The 25,685-nt window shown below is 72.3% G+C and carries 24 protein-coding genes and 1 pseudogene; 13 read left to right on the plus strand and 12 right to left on the minus strand.

Going from position 1 to position 25,685, the window contains the following annotated elements:
• Positions 1 to 178 precede the first annotated feature (178 nt).
• Positions 179 to 1,480: an MFS transporter gene (locus tag ACH442_RS39950; protein WP_396343337.1), complete on the minus strand. Its 1,302-nt coding sequence runs from the start codon at positions 1,478 to 1,480 to the stop codon at positions 179 to 181.
• Between the two features lie 182 nt (positions 1,481 to 1,662).
• On the opposite strand from ACH442_RS39950, the gene ACH442_RS39955 reads away from it, so the two are divergent.
• From ACH442_RS39955 to ACH442_RS39965, 3 genes are read left to right on the plus strand one after another with little or no spacing between them, the layout of a single operon-like run.
• A complete protein-coding gene (locus ACH442_RS39955) occupies positions 1,663 to 3,093 on the plus strand; it encodes a Y4yA family PLP-dependent enzyme (protein ID WP_396343338.1) in 1,431 nt (476 codons plus the stop codon).
• A complete protein-coding gene (locus tag ACH442_RS39960) occupies positions 3,090 to 4,406 on the plus strand; it encodes a pyridoxal-phosphate dependent enzyme (RefSeq protein ID WP_396343339.1) in 1,317 nt (438 codons plus the stop codon). The genes ACH442_RS39955 and ACH442_RS39960 overlap by 4 nt, the downstream gene beginning before the upstream one ends.
• On the plus strand, positions 4,399 to 5,586 hold the full coding sequence (locus ACH442_RS39965) for an aminotransferase class V-fold PLP-dependent enzyme (protein WP_396343340.1): 1,188 nt from the start codon (positions 4,399 to 4,401) through the stop codon (positions 5,584 to 5,586). Before ACH442_RS39960 ends, ACH442_RS39965 begins: the two co-directional genes overlap by 8 nt.
• 113 nt (positions 5,587 to 5,699) lie before the next feature.
• Here the strand turns inward: ACH442_RS39965 and ACH442_RS39970 are convergent.
• Positions 5,700 to 6,173 (minus strand): annotated as a pseudogene (locus ACH442_RS39970) (SGNH/GDSL hydrolase family protein); the annotation flags it as partial.
• A gap of 22 nt (positions 6,174 to 6,195) precedes the next feature.
• A complete protein-coding gene (locus ACH442_RS39975) occupies positions 6,196 to 6,492 on the minus strand; it encodes a hypothetical protein (protein ID WP_396343341.1) in 297 nt (98 codons plus the stop codon).
• 228 nt (positions 6,493 to 6,720) lie between these two features.
• On the opposite strand from ACH442_RS39975, the gene ACH442_RS39980 reads away from it, so the two are divergent.
• The 3 genes from ACH442_RS39980 (at position 6,721) to ACH442_RS39990 (ending at position 9,865) form a co-directional block, all read left to right on the plus strand.
• Positions 6,721 to 7,152, plus strand: a complete 432-nt coding sequence (locus ACH442_RS39980; RefSeq protein ID WP_396343342.1) for a hypothetical protein — start codon at positions 6,721 to 6,723, stop codon at positions 7,150 to 7,152.
• Positions 7,153 to 7,224: 72 nt separating this feature from the next.
• Positions 7,225 to 9,219 (plus strand): S9 family peptidase, encoded by a 1,995-nt coding sequence (locus tag ACH442_RS39985; RefSeq protein ID WP_396343343.1) that lies wholly within the window; start codon positions 7,225 to 7,227, stop codon positions 9,217 to 9,219.
• A 292-nt stretch (positions 9,220 to 9,511) separates the two neighbouring features.
• Positions 9,512 to 9,865, plus strand: coding sequence for a Uma2 family endonuclease (locus ACH442_RS39990; protein WP_396343344.1), 354 nt, complete (start codon positions 9,512 to 9,514; stop codon positions 9,863 to 9,865).
• 4 nt (positions 9,866 to 9,869) lie between these two features.
• Here the strand turns inward: ACH442_RS39990 and ACH442_RS39995 are convergent, their stop codons facing one another.
• Both ACH442_RS39995 and ACH442_RS40000 read right to left on the minus strand, forming a co-directional pair.
• Positions 9,870 to 10,622, minus strand: a complete 753-nt coding sequence (locus ACH442_RS39995; RefSeq protein ID WP_396343345.1) for a diguanylate cyclase domain-containing protein — start codon at positions 10,620 to 10,622, stop codon at positions 9,870 to 9,872.
• Positions 10,623 to 10,692: 70 nt separating this feature from the next.
• A complete protein-coding gene (locus ACH442_RS40000) occupies positions 10,693 to 12,351 on the minus strand; it encodes a protein kinase (RefSeq protein WP_396343346.1) in 1,659 nt (552 codons plus the stop codon).
• Between the two features lie 454 nt (positions 12,352 to 12,805).
• Between ACH442_RS40000 and ACH442_RS40005 the strand changes: the two genes are divergently transcribed.
• Positions 12,806 to 13,288 carry an LGFP repeat-containing protein gene (locus ACH442_RS40005; RefSeq protein ID WP_396343347.1) on the plus strand — a complete coding sequence of 161 codons (483 nt, stop codon included), beginning with the start codon at positions 12,806 to 12,808 and terminating at the stop codon, positions 13,286 to 13,288.
• On the opposite strand, the gene ACH442_RS40010 is transcribed toward ACH442_RS40005, so the two are convergent.
• A complete protein-coding gene (locus tag ACH442_RS40010; RefSeq protein WP_396343348.1) occupies positions 13,285 to 13,722 on the minus strand; it encodes a nitroreductase family deazaflavin-dependent oxidoreductase in 438 nt (145 codons plus the stop codon). The two genes, ACH442_RS40005 and ACH442_RS40010, sit on opposite strands and share 4 nt — an antisense overlap.
• A gap of 134 nt (positions 13,723 to 13,856) precedes the next feature.
• Here ACH442_RS40010 and ACH442_RS40015 point away from each other — a divergent pair, with 134 nt between their 5' ends.
• From ACH442_RS40015 to ACH442_RS40025, 3 genes are all read left to right on the plus strand, one after another.
• Positions 13,857 to 14,453, plus strand: coding sequence for a TetR/AcrR family transcriptional regulator (locus ACH442_RS40015; protein ID WP_396343349.1), 597 nt, complete (start codon positions 13,857 to 13,859; stop codon positions 14,451 to 14,453).
• Complete coding sequence (locus tag ACH442_RS40020) at positions 14,450 to 15,082, plus strand: VC0807 family protein (protein WP_396343350.1); 633 nt, start codon at positions 14,450 to 14,452, stop codon at positions 15,080 to 15,082. Before ACH442_RS40015 ends, ACH442_RS40020 begins: the two co-directional genes overlap by 4 nt.
• A 61-nt stretch (positions 15,083 to 15,143) precedes the next feature.
• On the plus strand, positions 15,144 to 16,346 hold the full coding sequence (locus ACH442_RS40025) for an FAD-dependent monooxygenase (protein WP_396343351.1): 1,203 nt from the start codon (positions 15,144 to 15,146) through the stop codon (positions 16,344 to 16,346).
• Here the strand turns inward: ACH442_RS40025 and ACH442_RS40030 are convergent.
• Together ACH442_RS40030 and ACH442_RS40035 are read right to left on the minus strand one after the other, a co-directional pair.
• Complete coding sequence (locus ACH442_RS40030) at positions 16,343 to 18,205, minus strand: ABC transporter ATP-binding protein (protein WP_396343352.1); 1,863 nt, start codon at positions 18,203 to 18,205, stop codon at positions 16,343 to 16,345. The two genes, ACH442_RS40025 and ACH442_RS40030, sit on opposite strands and share 4 nt — an antisense overlap.
• A 284-nt stretch (positions 18,206 to 18,489) precedes the next feature.
• Positions 18,490 to 19,413, minus strand: a complete 924-nt coding sequence (locus ACH442_RS40035) for an esterase/lipase family protein (RefSeq protein WP_396343353.1) — start codon at positions 19,411 to 19,413, stop codon at positions 18,490 to 18,492.
• Positions 19,414 to 19,617: 204 nt separating this feature from the next.
• On the opposite strand from ACH442_RS40035, the gene ACH442_RS40040 reads away from it, so the two are divergent.
• Positions 19,618 to 20,910, plus strand: coding sequence for a sensor histidine kinase (locus tag ACH442_RS40040; RefSeq protein ID WP_396343354.1), 1,293 nt, complete (start codon positions 19,618 to 19,620; stop codon positions 20,908 to 20,910).
• Positions 20,898 to 21,557, plus strand: coding sequence for a LuxR C-terminal-related transcriptional regulator (locus ACH442_RS40045; RefSeq protein WP_396343355.1), 660 nt, complete (start codon positions 20,898 to 20,900; stop codon positions 21,555 to 21,557). The genes ACH442_RS40040 and ACH442_RS40045 overlap by 13 nt, the downstream gene beginning before the upstream one ends.
• 182 nt (positions 21,558 to 21,739) lie before the next feature.
• Here the strand turns inward: ACH442_RS40045 and ACH442_RS40050 are convergent, their stop codons facing one another.
• The 4 genes from ACH442_RS40050 to ACH442_RS40065 form a co-directional block, all read right to left on the minus strand.
• On the minus strand, positions 21,740 to 22,780 hold the full coding sequence (locus ACH442_RS40050) for a hypothetical protein (RefSeq protein WP_396343356.1): 1,041 nt from the start codon (positions 22,778 to 22,780) through the stop codon (positions 21,740 to 21,742).
• On the minus strand, positions 22,777 to 23,118 hold the full coding sequence (locus ACH442_RS40055; RefSeq protein WP_396343357.1) for a PadR family transcriptional regulator: 342 nt from the start codon (positions 23,116 to 23,118) through the stop codon (positions 22,777 to 22,779). The genes ACH442_RS40050 and ACH442_RS40055 overlap by 4 nt, the downstream gene beginning before the upstream one ends.
• A gap of 62 nt (positions 23,119 to 23,180) precedes the next feature.
• Positions 23,181 to 24,419 carry a HAMP domain-containing protein gene (locus ACH442_RS40060; protein WP_396343358.1) on the minus strand — a complete coding sequence of 413 codons (1,239 nt, stop codon included), beginning with the start codon at positions 24,417 to 24,419 and terminating at the stop codon, positions 23,181 to 23,183.
• Positions 24,416 to 25,099 (minus strand): response regulator transcription factor, encoded by a 684-nt coding sequence (locus tag ACH442_RS40065; protein WP_396343359.1) that lies wholly within the window; start codon positions 25,097 to 25,099, stop codon positions 24,416 to 24,418. The genes ACH442_RS40060 and ACH442_RS40065 overlap by 4 nt, the downstream gene beginning before the upstream one ends.
• Before the next feature lie 101 nt (positions 25,100 to 25,200).
• Between ACH442_RS40065 and ACH442_RS40070 the strand changes: the two genes are divergently transcribed.
• Positions 25,201 to 25,638 (plus strand): hypothetical protein, encoded by a 438-nt coding sequence (locus tag ACH442_RS40070; RefSeq protein ID WP_396343360.1) that lies wholly within the window; start codon positions 25,201 to 25,203, stop codon positions 25,636 to 25,638.
• Positions 25,639 to 25,685: the final 47 nt, after the last annotated feature.

The following is a 25,685-nucleotide window of genomic DNA, read 5'->3' on the forward strand; positions in this document are numbered from 1 at the left end:
GATACACCCCTGACGCCCAGCCGGCCCGCTCCGGCTGGGCGTCAGCCGTCCTTCCGGCCGCACGAGGCACCTCGGACGCCCGGCCGGGGTGACCGGGCGGGTGTCCGGGGTGCTGCCGGGTCGAGGACGCATCGCGGGGAGCCGGCCGGGCGGTCGGCGGCAAGATCCCGGCTGGTTGTCAGGGGTGCTCGCGCGTCCCGACGGACCTCTCGGCCGCGGCCGGGGCAGCGCGGTGCTCGCGCCGGGCGCGCCGCGAGGCAGGGGCGGGCCCGTGGAGAAGCCGAGCGGGGGCTGGGGTCCGGGGAGCCGGGGCGGGGCGGGTGGTGGTGGCCCAGCGGGTCAGGGGGAGGTAGAGCAGGCCGCCGGCGGCGAAGAGGGCGGCCAGGACCAGCCAGCCGCCGGCGTGCAGGCCGAGGACGCACGCGGTGATCAGGGGCGGGGCGACCATGTCGCCCAGGCCGCGGCCGGCGAAGTAGGCGCCCTGGTACTGGCCCTGCGCCCAGGCCGGCGCCATCTCGAACAGGATGCCCCAGCTGCCGGTGGACAGCCACAGTTCGCCGAGGACGTGGACGACGGCGGCGGCGGCGATCAGGGTTCCGGCGAGCCACGCGGGGCGGCCGGCCGCGACGGCGAAGATCGCGCAGGACAGAGCGACGAGTGCGCTGCCGCGGACGGCGACCTTCCGGGCCGCGGGGAGACCGTCGACGCCGCGGGTCATCCGGACCTGCAGCAGGACACAGCCGGCCGTGTTGATGACCAGGGCGACCGAGATCAGCCAGAGCGGGGCGTGCGCGCCGGCCGCCAGCCACAGGGGCAGGCCGATGCCGAGCAGGTCGTTGTACGTGCTGGCGATCAGCCCGTCGAGGGCGGCGAACGCCAGGAACGGGCGGTCGCGCAGGGCGACCAGGCGGGGGCCGCCGGTCGGCGTGGACTGGGGAGCGACGGCCGGGACGCGCGCGACCAGGGCGGCTGCCAGCAGGAACGTGGCCGCGTTGATGAGCAGGATCACGGCGTACGCGAATCGGGTGTGGATCAGCAAGGGGATGCTGCCGGCCAGGGTGCCGAGCCCGATCCCGGCGTTGGTCATGGTGCGCAGCCGGGCCCGCGTCGTGAGCCGTTCCGCGGCCGGCCCGGACCCGGCGGCGAGGGCCCCGTTGGCGCTCTTGACCAGCGCGGTCCCGACGGCGACGAGGCAGGACAGCAGGATGAACGGGACGAGCGAGTGCACCGCGAGCAGGGCGGTGTACGCCCCGGCGAGCACGATCATCGACAGGATCGACAGGCGTTTCGGGCCGTGGCGGTCGGCCAGGTAGCCGAGCGGCGTGACGGCGAGCACCCCGGCGGCCGCGCCCGCGCTGAGCCCGGTGGCGATCGTCGCGGGGCTCAGCCCGGCGACCGTGGTCAGGAACAGCACGCTGGTGGTCAGGTAGGCACCGTTGCCGAACGCGTTCACCAGCGTGGCGAGGAGCAGCACACGCATGTGCTCATCTAACAAGACGTACGTACGGTTTGCAAGGTGCTTGAAATGAATGAATTGTCAAATGCGTATGTAACAAATCTTGGACAGAACTGTTGACGCATTTTTTCACCCCTTTCCCGGCTGGCGGGTAAACGCGCAGTCGGATACGTTGAGAAAAGCGCCGGTGAATTCGGGAGACGTACATGCTCAGTCTCACGCCGAGAATCGACACGACCATTCAGTCCCTGCTCGACGACCGCGACTACCTGGCCGAACTGCTCGATGCCCTGGGCTCACCCCTCGCGGTGGTCCTGCCGCAACGGTTGCAGAAAAACGTCACGGCCTTCCGTGAGACGTTCCGCCGGCACCGCCTGTCCGGCCGTCTCTACTACGCGCACAAGGCGAACCGTTCGAGTGCTCTGCTGCGCGAACTCGCCGCCGGTGACACCGGGGTCGACGTGGCCTCGCTCGGCGAGTTGCAGCACGCGCTGAGCGCCGGCTTCACCCCGGACCGCATCGTCGCGACCGGGCCGAAGAGCCGCGAGTTCCTCTGGCTGGCGGCCCGCACCGGGGTGACGGTCAGCGCCGACTCCTACGACGAACTGGCCGAGCTGGCCGGCATCGTCGCCGCTCACCGCCTGCCGCGGGTGCCGGTGACGCTGCGGTTGTCCGGCTTCGCCTCGGCCGGCGTGCGGGTGCTGACCCGGCGCAGCCGCTTCGGCACCCCGGCCGGCGAGCTGGCCGACCTGCTCGACCTGCTGGAGAAACGCGCCGACCACCTGGAGCTGACCGGGATGGCCTATCACCTGGACACCATCGGGCTGCCGGAGAAAGCCGTCGCCATGGAGAACTGCCTGGTCGCGCTCGACGAGTGCCGGGCGCGGGGCCTGCGGCCGCGGTCGCTCGACATCGGCGGCGGCTTCGGGGTGAACTACCTGGCCGACGGCGCCGAGTGGGATCGCTGGACCTCCGAGCTGGGGCAGGCCGTGCTGGGCCGGCGGTCGCCGATGACCTGGGAGAACCACGGCTACGGCCTGCGGTCGGAGAACGGCACCTTGCGTGGCAATCTGGCGTTGTATCCGGCATATCGGCCCGTTGCCGGCGCGGCCTACCTCGACCGCCTGCTCGGCACGCCGGCCCCGGAACGCGGACGGCCACTGGGTGATCTGCTCCTGGACCACATGTATGACCTGGACGTCGAGCCCGGACGCGCCCTGCTCGATCAGTGCGGACTGATCGTGGCGCGCGTCCTGTCCAGCGATGACGGAAGAATCGGGCTCGATCTCAACGCTCGCGACGTCAGCCTCGAAGAACACGGTGTCCAGATGGACCCGATCGTGATCCCCCGGACGGGAGACCGCCGCGCCGGCCCGGTGAGCGTCTACCTCTTCGGCAACCTCTGCCTGGAGTCCGACCTGATCACCCGGCGCAAGGTGCACCTGCCGATCGTGCCGCGCCCCGGCGACCTGCTCGCCTTCGTCAACACCGCCGGCTACGTCATGGATTTCAGCGCCACGCACGCCCTGCACCAGCCGATCGCCCGCAAAGTCGCGGTCTACCGGTCCGGCGGCGCCCGCCGGTGGTGCCTGGACGAGCAGTACTGGCCGGTCCACACCCGGCAGGAGGTCCCGTGAGACACGACGACATCACCGAGGCGATCGGCGACACGCCGCTCGTACGGATCGATCCGGCCGTGCACGGCCTGGCCAACATCGACCTGTACGCCAAGCTGGAGCTGCTGAACCCGTTCGGCTCGGTGAAGGACCGCGCCGCCTGGAACATGGCCCGTCCGCTGCTGGCCGGCGCGCAGTCCGGCGACACCGTGGTCGAGCTCTCCAGCGGCAACACCGCGAAGGCGCTCGCGCTGCTGGCCGGCCTGCACGGCCTGCCGTTCAGGAGCGTCACCAACCGGATGAAGGTGCCCGAGATCAAGGAGCTGCTGCTCCTGCTCGGCGCGGAGATCGACGAGCTGCCCGGCCGGTCCGAGTGCCTCGACCCGGCCGACACCGACGACCCGCTCACCCTGATGCACCGGCAGCTGGCCTCCTCCGGCACCGGCTACCTGCACACCGACCAGTACTTCAACCAGCGCAACGTCGACGCCCACGTGCACGGCACCGGCCCGGAGATCGTCAAGGACCTCGACGGCCAGGCCCCCGACTGGTTCGTCGCCTGCGTCGGCACGGCCGGCTCGTCGACCGGCGTGGCCCGGGTGCTGCGCCAGCACAACCCGGACGTGCGAGTGGTGGGCCTGGTCGCGGAGAAAAGCGACTTCATCCCGGGGATCCGGACGATCGACGAGGTGCACGAGGTCGGGCTCTTCGACCCGGGCGTCTACGACACGATGGCCACGGTCACCGCGCAGGACGCCATCGACGGGCTGCTCACACTCGCGCGGCGCTGCGGGATCCTCAGCGGGCCGACCGGTGGGGGCGCGTTCGCCGGCGCGGTTCGCCACCTGCGGACTGTCGACGCCGCCCTGACCAGCCGCAAGAGTTGCGTGTTCATCGTCTGCGACAGGATCGAGAGCTATCTTTCGTACGTCCGTGACCGCCGCCCCGAGGTCTTCGGCCGCCCGCCGCGGCGCAACTCCACGCGTACGCTGACCGACGCCGAGGTCACCGCCGCGCCGGCGATGGGGGTCGACGCCGCCCAGCGCTGGCTCGGCGCGACGGATGCGCTGGTGGTTGACCTGCGGAACCCGTACGCGTATCAGGCTCTGCACATCGCCGGCTCGATCAACCTGGTCGACGAGGTGTTCGCCGATCTGCTCCACGCCGGTCTGCCGTTCAGCCGCCGCCGGCCCGTCCTGCTGGTCTGCCCGGTCGGCGAGAAGTCGGCGCGGTACGCGGCCCTGCTGCGCCGGATGGGCCACCCGGACGTGCACTCCCTGGCCGGCGGGATCATCGCCTGGCGCGACGCCGGAGCCGAGCTCGTCCGTGACTGATCACTCGCTCACCACCTGGCAGCGGGAGTTGCGCGCCCAGTTCCCGATCATCACGGCGAACCCGGGCGTCGCCTACCTGGACAGCGCCGCCACCGCCCAGAAGCCGCAACCGGTCCTCGACGCCGTGATGACGTATCTGACCGGCGAGAACGCCAACGCCGCCCGGGGCACCTACCCGTGGGCGAACCGCACCACCACCCGCGTCGAGCAGGCCCGCGACCGGCTGCGCGCGTTCCTCGGCGACCCGGAACCGGACCGCAGCGGGGTGCACTTCGTCAGCGGCGCCACCGAGGGCCTGCGCGCCGTCGCCCGCGACTGGCTCGCCCCGCAACTGCGCGACGGTGACGAGATCGTCGTCGCGCACGCCGACCACCAGGCCAACATCCTGCCGTGGCAGGAGGTGGCGGCCCTGGCCCGGGCCCGGGGCGACCGGGTCACGCTGATCCCGATGCCGTACGACGCCGCCCACGACTACGACGCGGGCCGCCTGGCCGACCTGCTGACGCCCCGGACCAGGATGATCGCGGCGACCCACGTGCACCACGTCTACGGCAACGACATGCACGTGTCCCGGTTGCGGGCCGCGGCCGGCCCGGGCGTCCCGATCTGCCTCGACGCCGCGCAGAGCATCGGCCACCTGCCGGTGTCGGTCGCCGGGCTCGACGCCGACTTCCTGGTCTTCTCCGGCCACAAGGCGATGGCGCTGCCCGGCACCGGCGCGATCTGGGCCCGGAACCGGCGCGGCCCGCTCTTCCGGCCGGGTGGCTGGCCGGGCACCCCGAACACCGCCGGGATCGTCAGCCTGACCGCGGCCCTGGACTGGCTCGACGCGGCCGGGGTGGACCGGATCGCCGCGTGGACCCGGGACCTCGGCGCGCGGCTGACCGGCGCACTCGCCGGCCTGAACGGGTACGAGGTGCTGGGCTGCCGGACGAGCCTGGCCGCGGACTCCACGGTCCAGCGCCGGCAGGGCATCGTGACGTTCCGCCACCGCACGATCGGCTCGCACGACCTCGGCTTCATCCTGGCCGCCGACGGCTTCCTGGTCCGCGCCGACGGTCACTGCCAGGGAGAACAGGGCGAGAAGACCACCTCGGTACGGGTGAGCCTGCACGTCCACAACACCGTCGGCGAGATCGACCGGCTGGTGGACCGCCTCGCCGCGCTCAACGACGCCTGACCCTTCGCCCCGCGGGCAGCACGACCACGGCGTCGAGCCCGGCCGGTGCCGCCGCGCCGAGGTGGGCCCGGCCACCCGCCGCCTCGGCGAGCCGGCCTGACCGGCAGGCCCGTTCAGCGGCCCGCACGCGGTGATGCCGCGCTCTGCTGTTCGACCGCGGCGGCGACGGCCTCGGCGATCCTCTGATGACCGGCGGCGTTCGGATGGTCACCGTCGTCCGAGAGGTAATGCGTCTCGTCGTAGGCGTAGTCGGGTCCCTTGAAGGCGGCCCGCAGGTCGACGTAAACGGAGCCGGAGGCGGCCGCCACCGAGGCGATGACGTCGTTGATCTCGCCGGTCAGTTCCTGCGCGGTCGCGACGTAGGCGTCACCCTCGGCCGTCGCGTACGCTCCGCCCAGCCAGACGCTCCAGTAGTCGAGCAGCACCACCCGGGCCGGGGTCAGCTCGTGCACCCGGGCGACGATCGCGGAGAGATTCTTCTCCACCTGCGGCACGTCGGCGGAGTAGCACGTCAGCGTGGCGCCGCACGAGTCCCGGTGCGCCACGTCGTTCGCACCGACCTCGATCTCCACCACGTCGGCGCCCGCGACGTCGGCCGCGACGGCCCGGTCACCCCGTGAGCCGGCGCAGCACCCCGTCGGTCGTGGTGCCGTTGACCGAGTCGTTCCTGACGGTCACCGGAGACCCGCCGGCGGCGCTCAGCATGTCAGCCGTCAGCGACGGGTACGGGACGCAGTCGCAGTTCGTGCCGTGCGGCACCGAGTCACCGAGCGCAACCACGGAGCGGTCACGGGCCGCCGGGCTGGTCGCGGCCGGGCTCGGTGCCGCCGACCGGCCACACCCGGCCGGCACACCGGCGCCGAACAGCAGGACCAGGAGGCAACTCACGCCGTGCCGCATCGTCATCCGGTCATCGTGGTCGGCCGCCCGGCTGCGTCTCATCATCCGTACGGGAGGAAGCCGTGCGAAGGGCCGGCACCGATGACGCCGTCACGGTGCGCGCCCGGCAGCGTCGAGTCCCCGGCCCCGGACGGTTTCCCGACCTTCTTAGCCCGGCCTTAACTGTCGGACAGCGTGCGCATAGCCCTCCCCCGGTGATTCTTTGCGGGTCCGAACGACTGGAAGGTTCCGCACATGTTCAAGATCCGTACTGCTGTCTTCGTCGCCACCGGTGCTCTCGCCGCCTTCGGGGTGGCCGGCACCGCCCTCGCCGCCGACGGGGGCGGCACGGCCTCCGCGTCGCCGTCCGCGTCGCCGTCCGCCTCGTCCGCCGTCTCGCCCGCCGCGTCGGACGACCGTGGCCGTCACGACGAGGCCGGCGACGACAAGGGCGGCGACCGCAACCGCAACCGCACTCGCGCTGCCGAGCCCGGTGACGACAACGGTGGCACGCGGACCCGGCACGCCGAGCCCGGTGACGACAACGGTGGCACGCGGACCCGGCACGCCGAGCCCGGCGACGACAACGGTGGCACGCGGACCCGCGGCACCGAGGCCGGCGACGACCACGGCAGTCGCGGCCGGGCCGACGACCACGGGCGTGGTGGGCACGGCTCGGACGACTGAGCCCGCCCCGGGCGGCGGCCGCGGGACGACGACGGCCGCCGCTCACCGCCGTACGGTGATAGAAAGGGTTTTGTGATCTTCGATGACCTCGACGCCTATGTCAGCCTTCCCCGGCTCGCCGGGCTGCGGATCTCCCCGGACGGCCGCCGGCTGGTGATCGGCGTGAGTGCGCCGGATCGCACGAAGACCCGGTACGTCAGCGCGCTGTGGGAGGTCGACCCGGAGGGCACCCGCCCGGCCCGGCGGCTGACCCACAGCGACAAGGGCGAGTCCGTGGCCGGGTTCAGCGCCGGTGGCGACCTGCTGTTCACCTCGGCTCGCCCGGACCCGGCGGCGGACCCCGCGGTGGAGCCCTCGGCCGCGTTGTGGCTGCTCCCGGCCGGTGGCGGCGACGCCCGGGTGATCGCGTCCCCGCCCGGGGGCGTGACCGGCGCGACGATCAGCCCGTCCGGCACGGTCGTGTTCGGCACCACGATGCTGCCGTCCGCCGGCAGTGAGACCGCCGACCGTGAACTCCGCGACAAACGCAAGGACGCGGGCGTCAACGCGGTGCTCTACGAGGACTACCCGATCCGGCACTGGGACCACGCGTTCGGCGCCGACCGCACCCGGCTGTTCGCCACCGGGCTCGACGGCGAGCCGCCGCGTGACCTCACCGGGCACGTGGGCGGCGCGTTCCCGGCCGAGGGCGGCTGGGACGTGGCGCCCGACGGCCGTACCGTCGTGGCGGTCTGGAGCGTGCCCGAGCCCGCCGCCGCCCGCCGTGCCACTCTCGTCGCCGTCGACGTGGCGACCGGCGAGCGCCGCACCCTCGCCGACGATCCCGCGCACGAGTTCGAGTCACCGCGGATCTCGCCCGACGGCACGCAGGTCGCCGTCGTCGTCTACCGCCGGTCGACCGCGACCGACCCCGGCGACCGCCGGCTCGCCGTGCTCCCGCTGGCCGGCGGCCCGCTCCGGGCGCTGACCGAGGCGTGGGACCGGTGGCCGTCCGGGTTCGCCTGGACCCCGGACAACGCCACGCTCGTGGTGAGCGCCGACCACGACGGCCGGGCGCCGCTGTTCCTGGTCGACGTGGCGAGCGGTGACGTCACCCGGCTGACCGGTGACAACGCGTCGTACAGGGACGTGGTGGTCGCGCCGGACGGCCACGCGGCCTACGCGCTGCGCTCGGCGATCGACAGCCCGCCGCAGCCCGTGCGGGTCACCCTCGACGGCGCGATCACCGTCCTGAACGGGCCCGCCCCGGCACCGGAACTGCCCGGCACACTCACCGAGGTGACCACCACGGCGGCGGACGGCACCCCGCTGCGGGCCTGGCTCGCCCTGCCGCACGACGCCGGCGCCGGCACTCCCGCGCCGCTGTTGCTGTGGATCCACGGCGGGCCGCTCGCCTCCTGGACCGGCTGGTCGTGGCGCTGGTGCCCGTGGCTCGCGGTCGCTCAGGGGTACGCCGTGCTGATGCCCGACCCGGCGCTGTCCACCGGCTACGGCCACGAGTTCATCCGGCGCGGCTGGGGACAGTGGGGGGCCGCGCCGTACACCGATCTGATGTCCCTGACCGACGCCGCCGTGCAGCGGGCCGACGTCGACGAGACCCGGACCGCGGCGATGGGCGGCAGCTTCGGCGGCTACATGGCCAACTGGATCGCCGGGCACACCGACCGGTTCGCCGCGATCGTCACCCACGCGTCGCTGTGGGCGCTCGACCAGATGTGGGCGACCACCGACCACTCCGACTACTGGGCGCGGGAGATGACCCCGGCGGCGATCGAGGCGAACTCACCACACCGCTTCGCCGGCGAGATCACCACGCCGATGCTGGTCATCCACGGCGACAAGGACTACCGGGTGCCGATCGGCGAGGGGCTGCGCCTCTGGTGGGACCTGCTGTCCCGGTCGAAGGCGGAGGACGGGTCGAGCCCGCACAAGTTCCTGTTCTTCCCCGACGAGAACCACTGGATCCTGACACCGGGACACGCCAAGGTCTGGTACGCGACGGCGTTCGCGTTCCTCGCCCACCACGTCCACGGCCACCCCTGGCGCCGCCCCGGCCTCCTGGGCTGACGTATAGCCCGCGCGTAGTGTCTAGCCTGGGCGGCGGAAGGCCGCTTCATCAGGAGGTCGAATGTATGGGCGCCGAACCGATGGCCGGATGGCACCGGCCGCCGACGGAGGGGTATTTCGCTGATGATCTCGATCAGCTCCCCGACCTGCCGCCGCACACCGAGCTCATCGATGGAGCGATCATCACGATGAGCCCGCAGAAGCTGTTCCGCATGAAGGCGGTCAGCCTGCTGGCGCACGCGCTACTGCGGCTCGCGCCCTTCGAGCAGTACCGGGTCCGACGGAGATGTCGGTGGTGCTCGGGCCACGCCAGCGGGTGGAGCCGGACGTCATGGTGGTCGACGCGGCCGCCGAGATCGGCCCGGAGGGAACATGGTATCCAGCGGATGCCGTGCTGCTGGCCGTCGAGGTCGTCTCACCCGACTCGGAGGAACGCGACCGCAAGCGGAAGCCCCAGCTCTACGCGGAGGCCGGCATCGAGTGGTTCTGGCGGGTCGAGGACGCCGACGGCAAGATCGTCCTCTACGTCTACGAGCTGGATCCGACCACGCGTCAGTATGTGCCGCTCGGCATCTTCCACGATCGGGTGGCCTTGACCGTCCCGTTTGCGATCGACATCGACCTGACCGAGATCGACCGCCTCTGAGCCGTCAGCGGAAGGGGAGGGCCGGGCGCTTCGTCCGGGCCGGGACGGCCGTGGACCGTTTGCGCGGCGCCAGGTCGCCCTCCAGCCCCACCTCGTAGAGCGCGGCGTGCGTCCGCGACTGCTTCGCGTACCGCATCGCCGCCTCGGCCCGCTGGAAAAGCTCGGTCGGCGTCGCCGCGTGGGCCGGGAAGACCGCGCCGCCGATCGCCGCGTTGATCCGGACCTGGAAGCCGTCCAGGTCGGCCGGGCCCTGCACCGCGTCGAGCAGCCGGCGGGCGGTCTCCAGGCAGGCGGGGGCCGAGCCGACCTGGGGGAGCAGCACCGCGAACTCGTCGTCGCCGATCCGGGCGACCATGTCGGTGTCGCGTACCGCGGCGAGCAGCCGGGCCGCCACCGACTGGAGCAGCAGGTCGCCGGTGCGGCGGCCGAGGGTGTCGTTGACGTCGGCGAGGTCGTCGAGGTCGAGCACGACCAGGCCGGCCGCTTCCTGTTCGGAGTCGGCGATCGGCAGCGCCCGCTCGACCCGGGCCATCATCGCGGCCCGGTTGGGCAGGCCGGTCAGCCCGTCCTGCGGGGCGACCGCAGCCGAGGGGTCGTCCGCCGTCGCGGGGAGCAGCAGGCGGGCACAGGTCGCGAGCAGCGCCAGGTCGGCGGCGAGCACACTCCCGATCGCCCACAGGTCGGTGACGCCGCACATGGCCAGGGCGGCCAGCGCGCACACGCCGACTGTCAGGCCGAGCACCACGGTGCGGGCCATCGCCTTTCCTCGTACGTCTCCGCCGGTCATGCCGCTTGTGATCGGCGACCGGCGGGCGGCGTTGAGGAAATTACGGGCAGTGGTCGAATTCGCTCTTGAACGTCGCCGTCCCGACCGAGCCGCCCCACTTCACGCAGGTCGACGGTGCGACCGCGATGACCGGGCCGGCGTAGTACTGGACGTTGCCGGCCTGCGTCTTGGGAGCCTGCCCCTGGACCTCCAGGAACGAGGACGCCGTGCCCTTCTTGTCCAGCCCCGTGGTGCGGAGCGTGACCACGCAGTTCGACCCGTCCGAGTCCCGGTAGAGGAAGTAGACCTGGCCCTGGACCACGCCGCCCGACTTCAGGGCCTGCGAGTCCAGTTCCTTGTAGCCGTCGCCGCACACCTGGGCCGGATCGTACTTGTTGGTCGCGGCGGGGGCACTGGACGGCTCGTCCTCGTCCGGCAGCGTGACGTCGCCCTCGTCCAGGTCGGCCGGCGGGGTGGTCTTCGCCGGCGTCGCCTTCTGGCCGCCGTTCTTGCCGCCCTTGTGGGTCGGGCTCGCCGGCGCCGGTTTCCCGGTCGGCACCACCTGCTCGATGGCACCGGTCGGTGAGGCATCGGCCGGTTTGCCGGAGTCGTGGGTGACGGCCCACAGCACGCCACCACCGACCAGGATCAGGCCGGCCGCGGCCGCGATGATCCCGGTGTTGCGCTTGCGAGCGGGCTCCTCGTCGGCGGACGGCAGCGGCGGCTCGTAGGCGGCCGGGGCCGGGACCGGCGACACCGGACGAGCGGCCGCCGACGCGTACGTCGGATAGCCCTGCGGCTCGGGCTGACGCCGCATCGTCTGCGTGCCCCAGTTCCCCGGCGGTTGCTGCGCCTGGTGCTGCTGCGTCGGCGGGAACTGCGGGGCGGCCGGGGCCCGCAGCGCGTTGCGGGCGGCGTCGGCCAGGGCGGCCCCGCTCGGGAAACGCTGCGCCGGATCCTTGGCGAGCGCGCGCAGCACCACCGACGCGACCCCGCGGGGCACGTCCGGCGGCAGCACCGGCGGCTGCCCGTGGACCAGTTGACCGAGCACGGCCAGGGGGTTGTCGCCGACGTACGGCGGGCGGCCGGTGAGACACGCGAACGCGACGGCGCCCAGCGCGTACACGTCGGTGGCGGCGGTGACCGGTTTGCCCTCGGCCTGCTCCGGCGCCATGTAGTTGACCGAGCCCAGCACCACGTTCGTCCCGGTCATGCTGGTGACACCGACCGAGCGGGCGATGCCGAAGTCGACCAGGACGAGCGCGCCACCCGGCCGGACCAGCAGGTTCCCCGGCTTCACGTCACGGTGGATGATGCCCGACTGGTGCGCGGTGTGCAGCGCGTCGGCCATCCCGGCGACGATCTGCATGGTCTCGCCCGGGCTGAGCCGCCCCGCCTGCTGGATCTTCTGCGACAGCGAGACACCCTCGATGAACTCCATCACCAGGTAGTCGAAGCGTTCGCCGTTCACCACCGCGTTCTCGCCGTAGTCGTAGACCTGCACGATCCCGGGGTGCCGCAGCTGCGCCATCATCCGCGCCTCGGAACGGAACCGGGTGATGAACTCACGGTCGTTCATCAGCGCCGGGAGCAGCACCTTGACCGCGACCTCGCGATGCAGCAGCAGGTCACCGCCGCGCCACACCTCGCCCATCCCGCCCGCGGCGATGCGCTGGGTCAGTTGGTAGCGGTTGTTGAGCACGATTCCGGGGGAGAGCACCGGGCAATGTTAATAGCCAAACCCCAAAAACAAGATCTCCCCACGTACGACGTACGTCTCCCCGCCCGACCCTTCCAGCCTTTCGCCCCGCCCCGGCAGCCCCACGCCCCGCCCCGTCCCACCGACAGCCCCCGTCGTGATCCCACGCGACCCGGCCCGCCCCCACTGCTGTGCCCCGCCGTGATACCCGTGCGATCCGGTCCTGTCTCGAGTCGAAGCGGCTCGCCCACCGGAGTCCAGGGGACCTCGCGGCCGTCCCGCGGCAGGGCGGCTCGGCTGCGCGTTCAGCCGTTCTGCGTCAGTGTGGCCGGTGCTCGTGGCAGGCGGGCTTTCCAGGTGTTTGCGGTGGTCAGGGGCGCGGTGGGGACGAACGGCGCTGGATGTGTTGCGGCTGGCTGATCATGGGGCGAAAGCCTCACCCGGCGCAATCCGAAATGATAGGAATATCCGGGTATTGATCGCCCGACCCCTCTGGATGGCCATGAAACTGGGAGCATTGACAGCGGTCGCCCTCGGTCTTGCCGCCGCGACGGTGTGCGGAGCCACGACCGCCCGGGCTGACGAGAGCAAATCCTCGGACAAGAGCGCGACCTACTGCCGGCTCCGGGTGCACGGCGGGATCCTGGCCAAGTTCGTGGCGCTGGGCTCGGACAAGGGGCGGCTGGGCTGCCCCTTCGGCATCGAGCAGTCCGCGCACGGGGGCGGGCGGATGCAGCAGTTCGACGGTGGCTCGATCTACTGGTCGGCGGGGACCGGGGCGCACATCGTCTCCGGGCGGATCCTCGAGCTGTGGCAGGGCAACCGGGGTGAGGCCGGCTGCATCGGTTACCCGATCGACGAGGAGTCGGACACCCCGGACGGCAAGGGGCGTTACCAGCATTTCCAGCACGGCACGATCTGGCACTGGAACGACGGCAAGGTCAGCGCGGTCTGCTAGATCCCGGCGATGCGGAAGACCGGGAAGCCGGGCGCGGCCGCCTCGATGTCGGCCTCGGGCGAGTCGGCCTTGAGCCCGTCGAAGAACGCGCCGGTCTCCCACGCCCACTTGCGCAGGTAGAGCCGGATCAGCTCGGGCTTCTCCCGGTCCGCGATCTCGACCGGGACGAACCGCTGGGAGCGCCGGCCCAGCCGCAGCTCGCCCTCACCGGCGGCGCGCAGGTTGCGCACCCACTGGGTGTGCCCGCGCGGCGCGAGCAGGTAGCGCTCGCCTACGTGCGTGAACACGTTGACGACCGTGGTGCGGACCTCGCCGCTCCGGCGGCCGCGCACCGCCAGCACGCGGCTGCCCAGCAGGCTGACGCCGCGGGCGGTGAGCCACTTGGCGAAGTCGTTGAAAGCGTTCGACGCGCGCTTCGGGGCCAGGTATCGCATGACGTTCTCCCTCGATCGTGAGAGCACTGCTCTCTGCTGTTAACAGTGAAACGCGTACCTCTGCTCTCTGTCAAGAGCACCGCTCTCTCAATCGATGCTTGACGTTTGTTACTCGTTCGAGTAAAAATTTACTCATGCGAGTAAACGACACGGTGGCGGCGAGCGCGCGACGGGCGCAGATCGTCACGGCCGCGATCGACACGATCGCCGAGCTGGGCTACGGCAACGCGTCCTTCGCGCGGATCGCCAAACGGGCCGGGATCAGCAGCACCCGGCTGATCTCGTACCACTTCGACGACAAGGCCGAGCTGGTGCGGGCCGTCGTCGGGGCGGTGCTGACCGAGGCCGCGGAGCACATGGGCAAGCGGATGCGGGCGGCCGGCAACCGCACCGAGCTGCTCACGGCGTACGTCGAATCGAACCTTGAATTCATCGCGGAGCACCCGGCCGCCATCCGCGCGGTCATCGAGATCGCGACGTCGGCACGCACCGACGACGGGGTGCCGCTGGTGCGGCCGTCCGACGTCGACGATCCGACCGCGCGGCTGGCCACGATGTTCCGCGAGGGGCAGGAGGCCGGCGAGTTCCGCGCCTTCGACCCGGTCGTCATGGCGGTCACGCTGCGCGCGGCGATCGACGCCGCGGCCGGCACGCCCGATCTCGACCCGCACGCCTACGCGGCCGAGCTGGTCGCCCTCTTCACCCGCGCCGTTCGGAAGGATCCCGCATGACCACGGTCGCCACCCGGAAATCCCTGTTCCTCCCGATGATCGTCGACTTCGGGCTGCCGCTCGTCGTCTTCTACGGCCTGCGCGCCGCCGGCGTCGACCAGTGGTGGTCGCTGCTGCTCTCCGCGGTCGTCCCGGCCGCCGTGGTGGTCGTCCGGTTCGTCCGGTCCCGCAAGATCGACTACCTGGCCCTGTTCGTGCTCTCGATCGTCGCGCTCAGCGTCGGCGTCTCGGCGATGACCGGCGACCCGCGCACCATGCTGATCCGCGACGCGTGGGGCGGGCTGCTCGGCGGCCTGCTCGGGGTGTGGCTGCTGGCGTCCGTGTGGGTCGGGCGGCCCGCGCTGATGTACCTGATCCGCGCGTTCGTGCTCGCCAAGGTCGGCCCGGACGGACTGCGGAAATGGGAAAACCGGTGGGAGTCCGACGCGGCTTTCCGGCACGGTCTGCGGGTGATCACCTTCGTCTGGGGCTGCGCCAGCGTCGTCAACGTGGTGGTCACGCTGCTCGCGGCCTACCTGCTGCCGCTGGACCTGGCGCCGGCCGTGCTCAACGTCAGCTGGCCGGTGATCCTCGCCCCTACCCTGATCTTCCACCTCTACTACACGAAGAAGGCGGACCTCAGGGCATGACCGCCGGCACCGATCGAGGCCGCGCGCAAGGTTCTGAAGAGCATGCCGGAGAGGACAGAGAATGAGTTACGACGTGATCATTGCCGGGGCCGGGCCGACCGGGCTGATGCTGGCCGGGGAGCTGGCGCTCGGCGGCGCCCGTGTCCTGGTGCTGGAGAGGCTGGCCGCCCGCAGCGGACAGTCCAAGGCGCTCAATCTGCAGCCCCGCTCGGCCGAGGTGCTCGCCTCCCGCGGGCTGCTCGACGACATCCTGGCGAAGGCGCCGGTGCTGCTGCCACGCGGGCACTTCGCGGGCATCCCGCTGGACTATTCAACACTGGACACTCCCTACCCCTATCAGGTCGGAATCCCGCAGGCCCGGGTGGAGGAGCGACTGGCCGAGTGGGCGGTCTCGCTCGGCGCCGAGATCCGCTACGGCACCGCGGTCACCGCCTTCGGCCAGGACGAGACCGGGGTGACGGTCGACGGGGTCCGCGCGGCGTGGCTGGTCGGCTGCGACGGGGCGCGCAGTGCCGTACGCAAGCAGGCCGGTTTCGCCTTTGAAGGTCGTGACGCCCGGGTGTGTGCGCTGGTCGCCGATGTGACGCTGGCCGGCGCGGGTCCGGCCGACTGGGAGTTGCCGGCCCCGAAGGGCGACGGGATGCTGACCGTGCTGCCGCTCGGCGACGGCGTGTTCCGGATGCTCGCGGCCGGCCCGGTGCAGGCGGCGGCCGGGCGGGACGACCCGATCCCGGACGCCGAACTCGCCGACGCGCTGGCCCGTGACGGGCTCACGCTGGGCGAGGTGCGGTGGGCGAGCCGGTTCACCGACACCACCCGGCAGGCTGTGCAGTACCGGTCAGGCCGGCTGTTCCTGGCCGGGGACGCCGCGCACCTCCACTCACCGGCCGGCGGGCAGGGGCTGAACCTCGGCCTGCAGGACGCGTTCAACCTCGGCTGGAAGCTGGCCGAGGTGATCCGGGGCGAGGCCGGCGACGAACTGCTCGACACCTATCACGCCGAGCGGCACCCGGTCGCGGCCCGGGTGTTGCAGGCGAGCCGGGCGCAGGGTGTGCTGTTCGTCCCGGACGAGGACGTGGCGGCGCTGCGCGAGGTCTTCGCCGAGCTGGTCGACGCCCGCGCGCTGGCTGAGCGGGTGGCCGGCCTCGACCACGGCGACCGTGTGCCCGGGCTGGACCTCAGCCTCCTGCACGACGGCCGCCGTCACGTGATCGACGGGGTCCCGATCCGCCCCGACGGCTTCCGGGACCGATTCCGCGGTTAGGCGGCGGCGAACTGCGTCCGATAGAGCTCCTCGTAGCGCCCGCCCGCCTCGAGCAGCGTGTCGTGGGTGCCGCGTTCCACCACACGGCCCTCCTCGATCACCAGGATCTGGTCGGCGGCCCGGACCGTCGACAGCCGGTGCGCGATCACCACCGCGGTCCGCCCGGCGAGGGCTTCCCCGAGCGCCGCCTGGACCGCCTGCTCGGAGGTGGAGTCCAGGTGCGCGGTCGCCTCGTCGAGGACCACGACCTGTGGCCGGGCCAGCAACAACCGCGCGATCGTGAGTCGCTGCCGCTCGCCGCCGGACAACCTGTACCCCCGCTCGCCGATCACCGTGTCCAACCCGTCCGGCAAGGATTTCACCAGGTCGGCGATGTGCGCGCGGTCCAGCACGGCCCAGATCTCCGCCTCGGTCGCCTCGGGCCGGGCCAGCAACAGGTTCGCCCGCACCGAGTCGTGGAACAGGTGCCCGTCCTGCGTGACCATGCCGAGCGTGGCCCGCAGCGACGCGGCGCTCAGGTCGCGCACGTCGACGCCGCCCAGCCGGACCGCGCCCTCGCCCGCGTCGTAGAGCCTCGGCAGCAGGCTCGCCATCGTGGACTTGCCGGCCCCGGACGAGCCGACCAGCGCGACCATCTCGCCGGGCGCGGCCGTGAACGACACACCGTGCAGCACCTCCGTCCCGCCGCGCGTGTCCAGCATCGCCACCTCCTCCAGCGAGGCCAGCGAGACCTTGTCGGCCGACGGATACGCGAAGCGGACCCCGTCGAACTCCACCGACACCGGCCCGTCCGGCACCGCCCGCGCGTCCGGTTTCTCCTCGATCAGTGGCTTCAGGTCGAGGACTTCGAACACGCGTTCGAAGCTCACCAGCGCGCTCATCACCTCGACCCGCGCGCTCGCGAGCGAGGTCAGCGGCGCGTAGAGCCTGGTCAGCAGGATCGCCAGGGCCACCACGTTGCCCGGGTCGAGCGTTCCGCGCAGCGCGTAATATCCGCCGAGGCCGTAGACCAGCGCGATCGCGACGCCGGAAACGGACACCAGCGCGGTCAGGAAGAGCCACTGCGCCATCGCCGTCCGCACGCCGATGTCCCGCACCCGCCGGGCCCGCGCCGCGAACTCGGCCGACTCGGCATCCGGCCGCCCGTACAGCTTCACCAGCGTCGCACCGGGCGCCGAGAACCGCTCGGTCATCTGCGTGTTCATCGCCGCGTTGTGCTCCGCGGCCTCCCGCTCCAGCTTCGCCAGGCGCCCGCCCATCCGTCGCGCCGGCCAGACGAAGATCGGCAGCAGCACCAGCGCCAGTAGCGTGATCTGCCACGAGATCCCGAGCATCACGATCAGCGTCAGGATCAGCGTCACCACGTTCCCGGCCACGCCGGACAACGTGTCGCTGAACGCCCGCTGCGCCCCGATCACGTCGTTGTTCAGCCGGCTGACCAGCGCACCCGTCCTGGTCCGGGTGAAGAACGCCACCGGCATCCGCTGCACGTGATCAAAAACGGCCGTCCGCAGGTCCAGGATCAGCCCCTCGCCGATCCGCGACGAGAACCACCGCTGCACCAGCAACAACCCGGACTCGCCGAGCGCCACCACCCCGATCGCCACCGCCAGCTTCACGACGAGATCCGTGTCGGCGCCGTCGACGATCGCGTTCACCACGCGCCCGGCGAGCACCGGACTGGCCACCGCGAGAACCGCGGCGACGACGCTGACCAGCAGGAAGCCGGTCAGCGCGCGCCGGTGCGGCCGGGCGAACCCGGCGATGCGTCTCAGTGTGGCCAGGGAGAACGGTCGCTTGTCGTCCTTCTGGTGCATCGCGTGGTACATCGAGTTCCAGGCCGCCATCTCCATGCTCATGCCGGAACGGTTCCACCTCACCCTAGGTTCAGGTCAAGTCGATTAATCCGATCCATAAGATCAACTTCAAGAGATTCAGGTCCCGTGTCCGCTGTGGTCCTTCTCCGCCGCTCCCGCGGGGACCCTTCCGGCCTGAGCAGGGCGCGGGGCGCCCAGAACGCTCAGGCCGGAAGGGCGGCCTCCGTGGCGGGTCGAGGTCAGAGCAACAGACCCGTCCGCGGGCGGGGACTCGCGGCACGGGCCGGTGCGGGTCGGGGGAGGCCTCCGGGGCGCGGCTGACGGGGTCAGGGGTGGCGCAGTGGGGGTTCGGCCGGGAGTTGCGGGGTGGTGAGCATGGACTTGGCGGACTGGGCCAGGGCCGCCGCCGAGTTCGCCGGGAACTGGAGCGGGTCGACGGCCGGCATCAGCGGCCGGCCGCAGGTCGCCCGGCTGACCCGGGACAGGCGGGCCGGCCCGGGATGGCGGATGGCGTCCATGCCCAGCAGCCAGGCCGCGTTGTCGTACGCCATCCCGAAGTGCTCCACGGTCTCCAGCGGGCACAGTTCCTGGACGGCGACGTTGGTGACGTTCGGCGCGGCCGGCAGGGCCGCCAGCCCGTACGGCAGGATGATCTCGTCGTAGCGCGTGTAGATCTGTGTGTAGCTGACCCCCGGCCACGTCTCCGGGCCGTCGTTGAGCGCGGTCAGGAACGCCGAACCGGCCCGCTGCTGCCAGTACGCCGCCGAGCACACCGTCTGCGCCGCGCACTGCACGACGAACTCCTGCGTGCCGTGGTTGGACGCGGCCAGGGAAACATAGTCGTCGACCATGGCGCGCGTGTCCGGGTGGTACTTCATCGCCCAGCGCCCGATCATCCCGCCCTGACTGTGGCCGAGCAGGTCGATCTTCGTACCGGAAAGCCGGTGCAACCGGCGGATGGCGTGCACGACGTGCTCGGCGGCGACCTGGATGTCGCTGTTGCCGCTGTCGGGCAGGTCGACGTCGCAGTGCGCGCGACCCTCGGCGTCGAACGCCCGGTCCCAGTTCCAGGAGAAGTTCGACCGCGAGTTCGAGGTGGTGCCGTGGATCAGCAGGACCGGGGTGCGGCCGGCGCGGGCACTGGCCGCCGGGTTCCCGGTGCAGTTCAGGCCGGCGCCGGGTGACGAGGGGGCCACGGGCGCTGACGGGACGGCCAGCAGAGCGGTGGCAAGCAAGATCGGGAGACTCACGACGTACGGAACGAGCCGGCTGTCACCTCGGTTGCCGGATCGGGGCGAGGAACAGCGCGCGCACCGTGGCGCCGAGCGCGACCCCGCTCAGGATCACTCCGATGTGATGAAACCGGTCACCGGACCGGTGGTGGGGACAGCCCCACCCGGGACGGGGGCTCGCCTGGTGTCGGGCGAGGGCCCGGCGGTCGTAGTTTCTCCGGCATGAGGTTGCGACAGATCACCGCCGGGTTCTGCAGAGGACCGGTCCTGGCCGGGCTGACATCCGCGCTGCCACTGGTCGCGCTGGTGGTCGGGTGGGGCGGGGCACTGTTCGCCGGGACCTGGAGCCCGGGGCCGGGCGCGCCGCTGATCGGCCGGATCGGGGTCGGGATCGGGCAGGTGGGCGCGGTTCTGCTGTGGCTGGCCGGTGCGCTGTGGATGACGCATGCGCTGACCAGCCGGCCGCTCGCACAAGCCGCGCGACGATTGTCGCGGCGATGGCTCGGGCTCGATCGGGACGTCACCTACCGTGCGCCGGTGCCGGTCACGCGGATGGCCACCGGCTTCTGGTGGGACGGGGTGGAGTACCACAGGTCCCAGCGCGAGGCGCGACGGCGGGCGGGGATGAACGCGCGCTTCCACGATCCGCAGGTGAAACGGGACGGGCTGTGGGCGGCCGTGGCGGGCGTGACCGTGTTCCCGGTGACGGCGCTGCCGCTGCTCGGTGTGGCGGGTGGGCTCGGGCTGGTGGTTTCCGGGCGTACCCCCATCGGGCTTTTGATCTTGGTGTTGTCCCTGGTGGCATCGGCCTTCTCGTGGCGGATCCTCCGGCCGGTGGCGGAACGGTTCCTCGGGCCGGACGCGGGGGTCCGGCTCGGGCGGCGCGTTCAGGAGCTGGAGACGATCCAGGCCGACCTGACACAGACCCAGGCCGCCGAGCTGGAACGGATCGAGCGCGGCCTGCACGACGGCGCGCAGGCCCGGCTGGTCGCGATGGGCATGTCGATGCAGGCCGCCGAGCGGATGATCGACCGCGACCCGGAAGCGGCCAAGGCCGTCCTCGCCGATGCCCGCGCGTCGTCGCGGGCCGCGCTGGAGGAGCTGCGGTCGCTGGTCCGGGGCATCAACCCGCCGGTCCTGGTCGAGCGCGGGCTGGTCGACGCGGTGCGGGCGCTCGCGCTGGACGTCCCCGTCGAGGTGCAGGTGCACGCCGGGGTGCCGGCCCGCCCGGAACGGCCCGTCGAGTCGGCGATCTACTTCGCGGTCGCCGAGCTGCTGGCGAACGTGGCCAAGCACGCGCACGCCGAGCACGTGACGGTCGACCTCGCGTACACCGGAAATGCCCTGGTCGCGACCGTGACCGACGACGGGGTGGGTGGCATCCCGGCGATGCCGGACGGGTCCGGGCTGGCCGGGATCGCGCGGCGGATGGCGGCGTTCGGCGGCAGCCTGCAGGTGGTCAGTCCGGCCGGCGGGCCGACGCGCGCTACGGTGTCGGTGCCATGCGTGTGGTGATCGCCGAGGACCTGTTCCTGCTCCGGGACGGGCTGGTCCGCCTCGTCCAGGCCTACGGGCACGAGGTGGTCGCCGCCGTCGGCAGCGGACCGGCCACCCTCACAGCCCTCGTCGAGGAGCGGCCCGACATCGCCGTCGTGGACGTCCGGCTGCCGCCGACCTTCTCCGACGAGGGGTTGCAGGCCGCGCTCGCCGCCCGTCGCGAGATCCCCGGCCTGCCGGTCCTGATCCTCTCCCAGCACGTCGAGCAGCTCTACGCCCGTGAGCTGCTCGCCGACGAGCACGGCGGGGTCGGGTACCAGTTGAAGGACCGGGTGCTCGACGCCGACGACTTCATGGACTCGCTCACCCGGGTGGCGAACGGTGGGACCGCGCTCGACCCGGCCGTGGTCGCGAAACTCCTCGGCGGGCCTCGGCGGGCCGACCCGCTCGGCGCGCTGACCGAGCGGGAACGGCAGGTGCTCGGGCTGATGGCGGAAGGCATCTCGAACACGGCGATCGCGGCCCGGTTGTTCCTGAGCGAGGGCGCGATCAGCAAGTACACGACGTCGATCTTCGCCAAGCTGAACCTGCACCCGCACGACGACACGAACCGACGCGTCCGGGCAGTCCTGACCTACTTGGGCGCGTCCACTCCGGGCGGCTGACCGGACGGCGCCCGTCCGGGCGGCACCCCGTCCGGACGGGTCCACTTCGGGCGGCGCTTGTCCGAGGGGTCGCGCCGGGCGGCGTTCGGCCGAGGGGTCGCGCCGGGCGGCGTTCGGCTGAGGGGTCGCGCCGGGCGGCGCTGTCCGGGCGGGTTCACCGCGGGGGACGGAGCCGGCGGCGCTCATCTCGGTGTGTCTGCTTCGGGTGACCGGCGCAGCGGAGCACCGCATGACCCGCAGTGTGTGGCGGTGGCGGCGGGTTTGCGGCGGCGGGAGGCCACGGCAAGGAGGACGAGGGCAGGCGCGACGACGGCGATGACCAGGGCGGAGGCGGCCAGCGAGGAGTAGGTCGCGTTGTAGGAGCCGGTCGCGTATCCGTTCACCTCGGGGGCGATCACGTGGAGCAGGAGCATGCCGATCGGGCCGGCCAGCACCAGCAGGGTCCAGCCACCGCGGTAGTCGCCGCGGACCGCGAGACCGACCGCGAGCAGCAGCGCGACCAGCAGCAGGATCTCGCCGACGGCGGGCATCAGCACTCTCGCGCCCATGACGTAGTCGAATGCCGGATCGAACGCTTCGCCGGCCCTTTCCCGCGCCACCAGGGCAGGTGCGGCGACACCGGCGATCGGGAGCAGGCGGACCCACAGCGAGCCCGAAGTGATGCGACGCCGTCCCGGAACGGCGCCGATCGGGGTCGGCGCGGTGGCGGCCAGAGCCACCACGCCCAGCGCGAACTGGGGGAGCAGCACGAAGACCGGCGGGCGGATCTGCCCGATGAGCGCCGCGAACGGGAGGACAGCGACGGTGAGCAGAAGAGCCACGGCTATCGCGTGCCGGGCCCAGCGACCCGGCGACAGGACATGGGTCACGGCCGCGAGCAGCCAGGACGTCCAGACCAGGCCGGCCGGCGTGAGGAACGGGCCGAACCCGGGGCACCAGATCGTCGTCGGCGTGATCAGCTCCGTCACGAACCACCCGGCGGCCAGCGCGGTCAGCGTGATCAGCGACAGGACACCGGCCAGTCGCGCACCCGCCTCCAGCCCGGTCCCTCGGATGCGTTCCCGCAGGCCCCCGGCGGCCAGGTCGGTGACGTCGCGCCACGCCGGCCAGTGGCGGGACGGTTCGGCGAAGTCCAGACAGGTCCCGACGAGCTCGGCCTGCCGGGGACCGGCCGGATAGAACCAGCGAACCAGCCGGGCGTAGCGGCGCTCCAGCGAGGTCATGCGAGCCCTCCGGCCGGGTTGACCCGCAGGCTCAGCCGGGAACTGGCCGCCTCGACGTTGCGCCGCATCCGTTCGGTCTCCTCGGTCAGCAGCGTGGCTCCCGGCGCCGACAGCCGGTAGTAGCGCCGCAGCCGCCCGTCCACGGTCTCCTCCCGGTCGACGTCGACCAGGCCGGCGTCGGTGAGCCGGTCGAGCGCGCCGTAGAGGGTGCCGGGCCGCAGCGCGATCCGCCCCTCCGACAGCCGGTCGACCTCGGCGATCAGCCCGTAGCCGTGCAACGGCTCCCCGGCGAGCGCGGTCAGGATCAGGAACGTCGGTTCCCGCAGCGGCGTCTCCACCCCCGCAATATATCGGCTGCGAAGGTATGCCGCGACCCTGCGCTGCGCGACGGCTCGGGGCGTCAGGGGCCGGCGAGTTCCAGGGTGACCACGGCGCCGGTGGGGCCGCCGCTGATGTCGATGGTGGTGGCGATCTGGCCGGCGATGTCGAGGCCCAGCCCGGTCGAGTCGCCGCCGGAGGAGCCGCGCCGGGCCGCTGACGGCGGGAAGCCCGGGCCCGAGTCTGCGACGGTGAGCACGGCGCCGCCGGCCGGGCGGGACGTGAGTGTGACCGAGAACGGCGTCTCGTCCGGCGTGTGCGCGAAAACGTTTCCGAGCAGCGCGTCCAACGCCGCGGCGAGGTCGTCGGGGGCGACCGCGACCGGCAGCGGGTTGTCCGGGAGTGATTCGGTGACGGCCCGCCCGGTGTCCTCGGCGAGCACCCGCCAGAACGCGACCCGGCCGGCGACCACTGCCGTCGCGTCGCACCGCGCCGTGGCGGCCGAGACCTCGCGCCGGGCCTGCCGGATGACCGCGGTGACGGCCCGGGCGACGCCGTCGGCGGCCGACGCGACGCGGGCCGCCTCGTCCGGGTTCCGCAGTGACTCGGCCTCGAGCCGCAGCGCGGTCAGCGGGGTCCGCAGCCGGTGGGACAGGTCGGCGACCCGTTCGCGTTCGGCGGCGAGCAGGTCCTGGATCCGCCCGGCGAGGTGGTTGAGGGCGCCGGCCACCTCACGCAGTTCCGGGGGGCCGGCGGGTGCGGCGCGCGCGGTCAGCTCGGCGCCGGCGAGACGGTGTGACACCTCGCTGAGCTGGGTGATCGGTGCGACGATGGTGCGCGCCAGGCGGTCGGCGACGACCAGGCCGACCAGGAGCAGGGCGATGCCGAGCCCGGCCAGGGTCAGCCACGCCCGGGACACGCCGCGCCCGAGTTCGGCGTTCGTGACCACGGCCCGTACGACCAGGGTGCCGGTCTCGCCGACGACCGGTACCACCAGTTCCCGTCCGTCACCGGTGGCGACCGTCAGGGCCTGCCGGCCGGCCGCGGCGAGCCGGACCGCGGGTGTCACGGTCGCGGGCGCGCCGACCGGGGTGCCGTCGGGGAGGAAGACCGTCACCGGTACGGCCGTGGTCGTCACCGCCAGCCCCAGCGCTCGCACGTCACCTCCGGCGATCGGCACGATGGCCTGCACCACCGCGTTGGCCCGGTTCATCGCCTGCTCATGGGCGACCTGTCGCAGCAGCAGCGCGATCGGCACCAGGAACGCGAGCAGCACCAGGACTGTCGTCGCCGCGACCAGCAGCGCCAGCCGCGCCCTCACGCCGGCTCGCTCAGTTTGACGCCGACGCCACGGATCGTGTGCAGATAGCGCGGCTCCTGCGCGGTCTCCCCGAGTTTGCGCCGCAGCCACGACAGGTGCACGTCGACCGTCTTGTCGGCCCCGCCGTACGGCACTTGCCACACCTCGCCGAGCAGTTCACGTTTGGTGACGACCTGCCCGGCCCGCTGCGCGAGGTGGTGCAGCAGGTCGAACTCGCGCGGGGTGAGGTCGACCGCCGTCCCGTCCAGGGTCACCTCGCGTGCGGCCACGTCGATGCGCAGCCCGCCGACGACCAGCGCCGGGTCGGCGTCGTCAAGGGCGGATCCCCGCCGCAGTACGGCCCGGATCCGCGCGTCCAGCTGTGCCGCCGTGAACGGTTTCACCACATAGTCGTCGGCGCCCGCGTCGAGCAGCCGCACCATCTCGGTCTCCTCGTCCCGCGCGGTCGCGATGATCACCGGGATGCGGCTGACCGCCCGCAGCATCCGCAGCAACTCCCGCCCGTCGAGGTCGGGAAGTCCCAGGTCCAGGACGATCAGATCCGGTCGCTCGGCCAGCGCGGTCTGCAGGCCGTCCATCGCCGCCGGCGACGCCGCCACCGCGTGGCCCCGCTCCCGCAGGGCCCGCAGCAGCGTGTTCCGGATCGCCGGATCGTCCTCGATCACCAGGAGTCTCGCCACGGCTGCAAGGTATCCGCTCCCACGGCCGTACGCCTCGTTCTTAACCTTGCTTTATCCCTGTCCCGGGGGCGCCTTAGCGTTCGCGGGCGCATAGTGGCCCGATGAGTCGGTCGGGGCAGCGCGTGGTGATCGTCGCCGGGTGGTTGGTGGCGGCGATCCTCGCCGTGCTCGTCGGGGTGGTCGGGATCGGTCTGGCCGGGTTGACCGGCCGGGAGACCGACACGGTGAGCGAGGCGGACGTCGAGCGGGCGTTGCCGCGGGTCTCAGCCGCCGCAACTCCGTCCGCCGAGCCGGCCGCGGAGCCGTCGGTGACCCGGTCGGCGGTGGTCACGAAGCAGTCGTTCCGGACCAGCGGCGGGACGGTCGTCGCCGACTGCGACGGCATCCTCTCGATGTCGCCGGCGCAGGGTTTCGGGGTGCACGAGACGCAGCGGACCGAAGGCGAGTTCCGCAGTGCCCGTGACGGCCAGGTACGGGTGAAAGTCCAGCTAACCTGCACCAACGGCGTCCCGAGCGTCAACGAGCGGGGCGACGGCTGAGAGAGCCGGCCGCGACGAAGTGGCCCGCGACGACACTGTCCCGACCG

Source organism: Actinoplanes sp. NPDC020271 (assembly GCF_044388125.1).
Lineage (GTDB): Bacteria > Actinomycetota > Actinomycetes > Mycobacteriales > Micromonosporaceae > Actinoplanes.

What these genes read in the sequence shown, in the direction of transcription:
- ACH442_RS39950 (WP_396343337.1), bottom strand. Translation starts at nt 1,480, where the DNA reads ATGCGTGTGCTGCTCCTCGCCACGCTGGTGAACGCGTTCGGCAACGGT.
- ACH442_RS39955 (WP_396343338.1), top strand. Translation starts at nt 1,663, where the DNA reads ATGCTCAGTCTCACGCCGAGAATCGACACGACCATTCAGTCCCTGCTC.
- ACH442_RS39975 (WP_396343341.1), bottom strand. Translation starts at nt 6,492, where the DNA reads ATGACGATGCGGCACGGCGTGAGTTGCCTCCTGGTCCTGCTGTTCGGC.
- ACH442_RS39980 (WP_396343342.1), top strand. Translation starts at nt 6,721, where the DNA reads ATGTTCAAGATCCGTACTGCTGTCTTCGTCGCCACCGGTGCTCTCGCC.
- ACH442_RS39995 (WP_396343345.1), bottom strand. Translation starts at nt 10,622, where the DNA reads ATGGCCCGCACCGTGGTGCTCGGCCTGACAGTCGGCGTGTGCGCGCTG.
- ACH442_RS40010 (WP_396343348.1), bottom strand. Translation starts at nt 13,722, where the DNA reads ATGCGATACCTGGCCCCGAAGCGCGCGTCGAACGCTTTCAACGACTTC.
- ACH442_RS40015 (WP_396343349.1), top strand. Translation starts at nt 13,857, where the DNA reads ATGCGAGTAAACGACACGGTGGCGGCGAGCGCGCGACGGGCGCAGATC.
- ACH442_RS40020 (WP_396343350.1), top strand. Translation starts at nt 14,450, where the DNA reads ATGACCACGGTCGCCACCCGGAAATCCCTGTTCCTCCCGATGATCGTC.
- ACH442_RS40025 (WP_396343351.1), top strand. Translation starts at nt 15,144, where the DNA reads ATGAGTTACGACGTGATCATTGCCGGGGCCGGGCCGACCGGGCTGATG.
- ACH442_RS40030 (WP_396343352.1), bottom strand. Translation starts at nt 18,205, where the DNA reads ATGAGCATGGAGATGGCGGCCTGGAACTCGATGTACCACGCGATGCAC.
- ACH442_RS40040 (WP_396343354.1), top strand. Translation starts at nt 19,618, where the DNA reads ATGAGGTTGCGACAGATCACCGCCGGGTTCTGCAGAGGACCGGTCCTG.
- ACH442_RS40045 (WP_396343355.1), top strand. Translation starts at nt 20,898, where the DNA reads ATGCGTGTGGTGATCGCCGAGGACCTGTTCCTGCTCCGGGACGGGCTG.
- ACH442_RS40050 (WP_396343356.1), bottom strand. Translation starts at nt 22,780, where the DNA reads ATGACCTCGCTGGAGCGCCGCTACGCCCGGCTGGTTCGCTGGTTCTAT.
- ACH442_RS40070 (WP_396343360.1), top strand. Translation starts at nt 25,201, where the DNA reads ATGAGTCGGTCGGGGCAGCGCGTGGTGATCGTCGCCGGGTGGTTGGTG.